Annotated in this window: 9 protein-coding genes; 6 read left to right on the top strand and 3 right to left on the bottom strand. The window is 41.8% G+C overall.

Annotated elements, in window-relative coordinates; all coding sequences use genetic code 11:
- The 6 genes from K8S13_RS22980 to K8S13_RS23005 all read left to right on the top strand — a co-directional run.
- Window positions 1-203 (top strand): 4Fe-4S binding protein (locus K8S13_RS22980; protein WP_291466060.1); only part of this gene is annotated, 203 nt, incomplete at its 5' end.
- A gap of 43 nt (window positions 204-246) precedes the next feature.
- Window positions 247-990: a 4Fe-4S binding protein gene (locus K8S13_RS22985; RefSeq protein ID WP_291466061.1), complete on the top strand. Its 744-nt coding sequence runs from the start codon at window positions 247-249 to the stop codon at window positions 988-990.
- 302 nt (window positions 991-1,292) lie between these two features.
- Window positions 1,293-1,586, top strand: a complete 294-nt coding sequence (locus K8S13_RS22990; RefSeq protein WP_291466062.1) for a helix-hairpin-helix domain-containing protein — start codon at window positions 1,293-1,295, stop codon at window positions 1,584-1,586.
- On the top strand, window positions 1,583-1,918 hold the full coding sequence (locus K8S13_RS22995) for a DUF3795 domain-containing protein (RefSeq protein WP_291466063.1): 336 nt from the start codon (window positions 1,583-1,585) through the stop codon (window positions 1,916-1,918). The genes K8S13_RS22990 and K8S13_RS22995 overlap by 4 nt, the downstream gene beginning before the upstream one ends.
- 231 nt (window positions 1,919-2,149) lie before the next feature.
- A complete protein-coding gene (gene yefM, locus K8S13_RS23000; protein WP_291466064.1) occupies window positions 2,150-2,401 on the top strand; it encodes a YoeB-YefM toxin-antitoxin system antitoxin YefM in 252 nt (83 codons plus the stop codon).
- Window positions 2,398-2,652 (top strand): Txe/YoeB family addiction module toxin, encoded by a 255-nt coding sequence (locus tag K8S13_RS23005; RefSeq protein ID WP_291466065.1) that lies wholly within the window; start codon window positions 2,398-2,400, stop codon window positions 2,650-2,652. Before yefM ends, K8S13_RS23005 begins: the two co-directional genes overlap by 4 nt.
- Window positions 2,653-2,699: 47 nt before the next feature.
- Here K8S13_RS23005 and K8S13_RS23010 read toward each other — a convergent pair whose 3' ends face one another.
- From K8S13_RS23010 to K8S13_RS23020, 3 genes are read right to left on the bottom strand one after another with little or no spacing between them, the layout of a single operon-like run.
- The gene (locus K8S13_RS23010) at window positions 2,700-3,953 is read right to left on the bottom strand and encodes an aminotransferase class III-fold pyridoxal phosphate-dependent enzyme (RefSeq protein ID WP_291466066.1); all 1,254 of its coding nucleotides are present in this window, start codon (window positions 3,951-3,953) and stop codon (window positions 2,700-2,702) included.
- A gap of 15 nt (window positions 3,954-3,968) precedes the next feature.
- Window positions 3,969-5,111: a saccharopine dehydrogenase NADP-binding domain-containing protein gene (locus K8S13_RS23015; protein ID WP_291466067.1), complete on the bottom strand. Its 1,143-nt coding sequence runs from the start codon at window positions 5,109-5,111 to the stop codon at window positions 3,969-3,971.
- A gap of 40 nt (window positions 5,112-5,151) precedes the next feature.
- A complete protein-coding gene (locus K8S13_RS23020; protein ID WP_291466068.1) occupies window positions 5,152-6,345 on the bottom strand; it encodes a thiolase family protein in 1,194 nt (397 codons plus the stop codon).
- Window positions 6,346-6,499: the final 154 nt, after the last annotated feature.

Raw genomic sequence — 6,499 nt, forward strand, 5'->3', positions numbered from 1 at the left:
CAGATAGATGCCAGATGGAAGCCATCAAGGAGAATGATGAATATTGTGAGGTTGATGCGGCGCAGTGCATTGGCTGCGCTCTTTGCGTTACCACGTGTCCGGTGGAAGCAATATCGCTGGTGAGTAAGCCCGAGATTAGTCCACCACCTAAGAATATTATTGAAATGAAGATAAAGATATCAAAGGAGCGTGGGATACTATAAACCAAAAATAATCCACAACTAAAATCTTTTAACAGGAGAAAAAATGAATACCAGACAAAAATTAAGAAAAGGAATAATTCTATTTTCGTTTTTCTTATTTCCTGCAATTTTCTATTATCTGTCACCTGTTGTTATCATTCAATCCACTATGAATGGTATTATAAATGGTAGTTTTATTATGTTCTTGCTTATGTTTATAAGCGCTCTCGTTCTTGGCAGGGCATACTGTGGATGGGTTTGTCCTGGTGCGGGGTGTCAGGAGGCAATTTTTTTAGCAAGGGATAAAAAAGTAACAAAGGGCAATTATATTAAATGGATAATTTGGGTTCCGTGGATCAGTGCTATTGCTCTGTTAGCTATCAGACGCGGTGGTTATGAAAAAATAGATTTTTTATACCTGACTAAATACGGGTTTTCTATAGGCGATGTAAGCGCTCTTATAGCTTATCTTTGTGTTCTTCTCTTTCTGATAGTATTACCAGCTTTTATTTTTGGGAGAAGATCATTCTGTCATCATTTATGTTGGATGGCCCCATTTATGATATTAGGAAGAAAAATAAGAAATAGATTCAAGTGGGCTTCACTTCAACTAAAATCGGATTATGAGAAATGCAACCATTGTCATACATGTACCCAAAACTGCCCAATGAGTCTTCCTGTTGAAGAGATGGTAAAGACTAATAAAATGGAAAATAGTGAATGCATTCTTTGTGGTACCTGCATTGATGGTTGTGAGTTCAATGTTATAAAATTTTCCTTCTATAATGGCGCATCACAGCGACATTAAAGGCGACGGCAAGAAACCGCCTTGCTTTATGCCGGGGTAGATGCCAGATGGAAGCCATCAGGGAGAAATCATAGTCGTTGTCAATTCAATTACAATAAGCTCATTTAGTGTGTATTGAGTAATGTTTTACTCTCATTACATCGCACACCTGATCAAGCAAGGTTTTATCCCCCCCCTCTCTTGACATTTTTTAGCCCCATGGTTAAAAATTAAGTTAAAGAAATTTTACTTGATAATAATATTTTTTTATTATCAAGGCAAACTTACTGGTCAACTCACGCATTCGGCAGAGGAAAACAGGAATGAAGAGCAGAGTAGAAATTGAAGATTTAAGAAAGATCCCAAATGTTGGCTCTGCCACGATCCGATATCTAAATATTTTAGGAATCAATACTCCCTTTGAATTAATTGGTCAAAATCCTTACTCAATGTATGCGGACTTATGCACGATAATGGGTAAGAAGTTTGACCCTTGCCTATCTGACACATTTATAGCGGCAGTAAAATATATGGAAGGAGCGCCTCCCCAAAAGTGGTGGTATTATACCGACGAAAGAAAAAGAACATTGGCAAAAAACAAGGAGACAACGAAATGATCGCATACTGTGGAATGGATTGCTCAAAGTGTGAAGGATATTTAGCCACACAAGCAGACAGTGAAGAAAAGCGTGAAGAGGTCGCAAAGAAATGGACTGTTCAATACAACACAGAGGTAAAGCCGGAGCAAATCAATTGTAATGGTTGTAAATCTGACGGCATTCAATTCTTCTTTACTGAAAATATTTGTGAAATACGAAAATGCAATATTGAAAAAATTACCCCGCATTGTGCTGCCTGCAGTGAATACAAATGTGAAAAACTAGAAAAATTCATAGAATTAGCTCCGCCAGTCGGGGAGGCGCTTGAGAGACTTGCCCTTTCCCTCTGACAGAGAACCCAGTGAAGAATTCAAACAGTACTTTAAATAGCCGGTATATTATGTTTTTTGATTGGAATAATCCACTCATACCTTGGTGACGGTAAATTTTTGATTCGTTTGTTCCGTGGTGACAAAGTTCCACATTTGTTTGGAAGCAACTTTTTTACCAAAGGTTGACATATTTCAAGCCGTACATTATATTGTACATGTACAACTTATAAAATTTTTCAGAGGTGCTCTATGCGCGTTATCTCATATACAACAGCAAGAAATAATCTGGCCAGTACCATGAAACAAGTTTGTGATGATCATGTTCCCATTATTGTTACTCGCAAAAACAATGAAGCAGTAATAATGATGTCTCTTGATGACTATGAATCATTGAATGAAACAGCTTATCTCATGCAAAGTCCTAAAAATGCAAAAAGGTTGATAAATTCAATTGAAGAGCTAAATGCAGGCAAGGGTAGAGAAAGAGAACTTATTGAATGAAGCTTATATTTGCTGAGAATGCTTGGGATGATTATTTATATATGCAAAAAAACGACAGGAAAAAATTAAAACGTGTGAATAATCTTATCAAAGATATTCAAAGGAATAAATTTGAAGGACTTGGCAAACCGGAGCCACTGAAACACAACCTTTCTGGATATTGGTCAAGAAGAATAAATAATGAGCATCGGATCGTTTATAAAATTGAAAACGACTCCATCCTAATTGCTCAATTAAGATATCATTATTAAATTTGTATTTTAAACCTGCCCTGAGAACCAGGGCAGGTTTCGTTTTTTTATTGATACTTATCCTTTACAAAGGCCAAGGTTTCATCAATGGCGGTTAGGGTCAGATCCAGGTCTTCTTCGGTGTGCCTGTAGCTGATATAGGCATGGTGAAAAGGGGTGAAAAAGAATCCTTTTCGGATGAGCTGGGTGTAAAAATCTTTGCGCTTGCCTTTGTATGCACCTGTTTCATCTTTTTTAAAGGTGATGTAGAACATGGGAGCCACACCGGTCAGCTCGGCACCCACATCATGTTTGTCAATCAGAGCCTGGATATTTTTCATGAACCGTTCGCCTTTTTCCCAGATATTGTCCAGCACATTGTCCCGTTCCATGATTTCTATGGTTTTAAGGGCTGCAACAAAGGCTTCGCTGTTTGGGAAGAATGTAGAAGAAATAAACAACTTTGATTCAGCCGCCATCATGACATCTTTTTTTCCGGTCACAACAGAGATGGGATAGCCATTGCCCATGGCTTTTCCAAGGACAGTCAAATCCGGAGTGACACCATAGAGTTCCTGGGCACCGCCCATTCTAAGTCTGAAGCAGGTACGGATTTCATCATAGATAAGGACTGCACCATATTTGTCTGCAATCTTTCTTACTCCTTCAAGAAATCCCGGTTTCGGTGTCTGCATCTTTTGATGATTGGGATGCCCAAAAGGTGTCATGATAATAGCAGCGGTATCATCCCCGTGGGTTTTCATAAGTTTTTCAAGCTGGTCAAGTTTATTGTATTGAAATTCATAGACATCTTCATAGAATTTTGCCGGAATGCCGCCTTTCATCTCAATACACCAGTCATGCCAGCCATGGTAACCGCAGCGCATCACCTTGAGTCTGCCGGTATGAGCTCTTGCAATACGGATGCTGGCCGTGGTGGCATCGGACCCGGTTTTCAAAAAAATGCTCATTTCAGAAGAGGGTATAATCCGGGTCAACTTTCTGGCAAGCTCGTTCTGGAATTTCTGGGTCAGGGTAAAACAAAATCCTTTCTCTTTTATTTGTTTGTAAACGGCTTCATCCACCTCTTCTTCACGATACCCCAGGATGATGGGGCCGTATCCGCAGAGAAAATCAATAAATTTATTACCGTCAACATCAATCAAATGCGCGCCTTTTCCTGTTTCAAGAAAGATGGGGTATTCTCCATCAATAAAATCGCCAGGTTTTCTGGCACCCAATACCCCTCCTGGGATAAGTGTGGTTGCTTCTTCAAACAATTCCCGGCTCTTAGTGATGTTCAGTCTTTTTGTCTCTTTCATGGAAAGTCTCCTGTGCTAAATTTCAAACATGGATGAAATGGTTTCTGTCTGATGGATTCTTGCCCCCCTCTTTAAAAAGGTACCAATGAATTTGGCAGGGTCAATACAGCCTTCCGGGGCCACCACACCTTTTACCGTTACATCGCCTGCATCCATCATAAGGGATGCGATGGAGGCGGGAAGTCCTGTTCCCGGAGCCATCCTGCCCACCATGTCGGCGGTGTAGGTGACTTTTTTACCATTTCTTTCTCCTTTGACAATGACTTTAAGACCCGAAGACTGGGGGCCGTTATCTCTTCCCTCAGGAATGGTCTCCCAAAGTTTTAATGCAATATCATAGGGGGTGACTTGGGTTCCTTTGATATCAATGGGTTCTGTGCCTAAAAGACCGGTATTTTTCTGCTCTTGTATCAGTTCATCCACCCATAAAGGGATAAGGGCTCCCTTGATGATTACATTCTTAACTCCTTTGATGTATCTTGGCAGGGTCAAAGGCTGGGGATGGCCTACGTAGCGGACATGGCAGGTGCCAAGGGGTTCAAGAAATTGTTCTGGTGTTTCTTCAGTCCCGCCTTCCACATGGACCAGTTCTCCATTAATATACTGGGGGATTTTTCCAAGGGTCATATGAAGACTGTGATCCCAGGCAGCTCCTGCAAGCTCTGCAATACTGACCACCCAATAAAGGTAAATATCATCAACTTTGTCCAGGCGGTCTGCATACCATTTAACCAGAATATTGTTGGTTCCGGGATCTGATCCCATGCCGGTGAGAACCGTGATGCCGGCTTCTTTTGCCATTTTATCAATGTCAGAGTTGAAAAGAATCTGTGTTCCTTCGTAGTCATCACAAATATCAATATAGTTTACCTTTGCCTCAACAGCCGCTTTTGCAACAGGCACGGCAGTCTTGTAAAAGGGGCCTGCACAGTTAATCACCACATCAGTTTCTTTGAATGCAGTCACCATAACGTCGTGATCGTTTACATCCATCTTGATGAGACTTGTTTTTTCACTGTCACGCAGTTTAGGTGCCAGTCTTTCAGGGTCAGGATACAAGTCTGCTAAGGTAACAGCTGTAACCTGTTCTTGTTTTATCAGGTCCCGGGCAACGCCCTGACCCATACCGCCGACTCCGCCTATTATCAATGCTCGCATGTTTTTTCTCCTGTATTATATAAAATGTATGAATTATATTTTAAGTACCTATTTTCAATATCAGAGCAGCCCCTGTATCTCCGGCAGCACACCCGGTAAAGAGCAGATATCCACCGCCCTTGTCTGCCAGTTCCTCAATGCCTTCAATGATCAGCCGTCCTGCTGTCGGTGCCTGGGGATGGCCGAAGATCATGGAGGACCCGTAATTATTAAAGGAATGCACATCAATATTCATCTGGTCAGCCAGATAAATGTCATTGGCGGCAAAGGGATTGTGGGTCTTGATCACTTTAACATCCTTGATGGAGATACCGGCATTATCCAAGGCCATTTGGGCGGCAGGAACCACTGCCATGGCCATGAACCCTTTTTTTGATCTTGAAAACCCGTAGGAAACAATCTGTGCATCCTTTGAGCTGTCCTGGCTCAGTTCTTCTGCTTTTTTTCTTGAGGTGACAATCACACCGCAGTTACCGTCGGCAGGGTGGGTCTGTGATCCGAAAGTATGGGAACCATCCGGCAGTACCGGTCTAAGCTTTTCAAGGCCTTCTTTTGTGCTGGGCATAATTCCTTCATCTGCATCCATCTGTATGGTTTTTTTTCTGGATATCCGTATGGTGACTGGAAACATGTATTTTTTCTGGAATTCGCGGTCATTGGCAAGACTGTCCGTGTACTGCTCATACCGCCGTAAGGCCACTTCATCACATTGTTCCCTTGTTACTCCTGTTTCTTTGGCAACATTTTCCGCAGTCTGGATCATGGCATTTTTTGCCCAGGGATCATTGTTGAACTGATCCATGACCCAGTTTTCTGAAATTACCTGCCCGCCGGGGCCTTTGGGATTGGGCCAGATGGTGTGGGGACCGTTGGAGCATCTGTCGGTCATCAGGGTGAATACCTGTTTGTAAGTTCCTGTCTCAATACCCATGGCTGCCTGGAATACAACAGTGGTAGAGGTTGAACATGCCTGGCTGACGAGACAACCAGGGATATTATGGGCACCTGTTAAAGCAGATGTCCAGGGTCCTCCGTAAAACATATAGGGCTGACCCACAGTAGCGCCAAGAATCAGATAATCAAAGATATCAGGGTTGATATCCTTTGTTTTAAACCAGTTTTTAGCAGTTTCAGATCCAAGAACAATGGAATGTTCATTGGCCAGACTGCCCTGCCATTTGGAAAAAGGACTTGAATAATAGCCTTTGTACGGGATAAACGCTTTTGTTAACATGATTAAATCCTTTGAATGATTATCATCTCACCAGATCTATAATTTGATCTATAATTTGGTCCATGACCAGACTTATGACCTGGTCAATGATTGTATTTTCTTAAAATGGCTTCCAGTACACTGCCGCCAATAGCCCGTGCTTTCTCTGAGACTG

It is taken from the genome of Desulfobacula sp. (genome assembly GCF_021107415.1).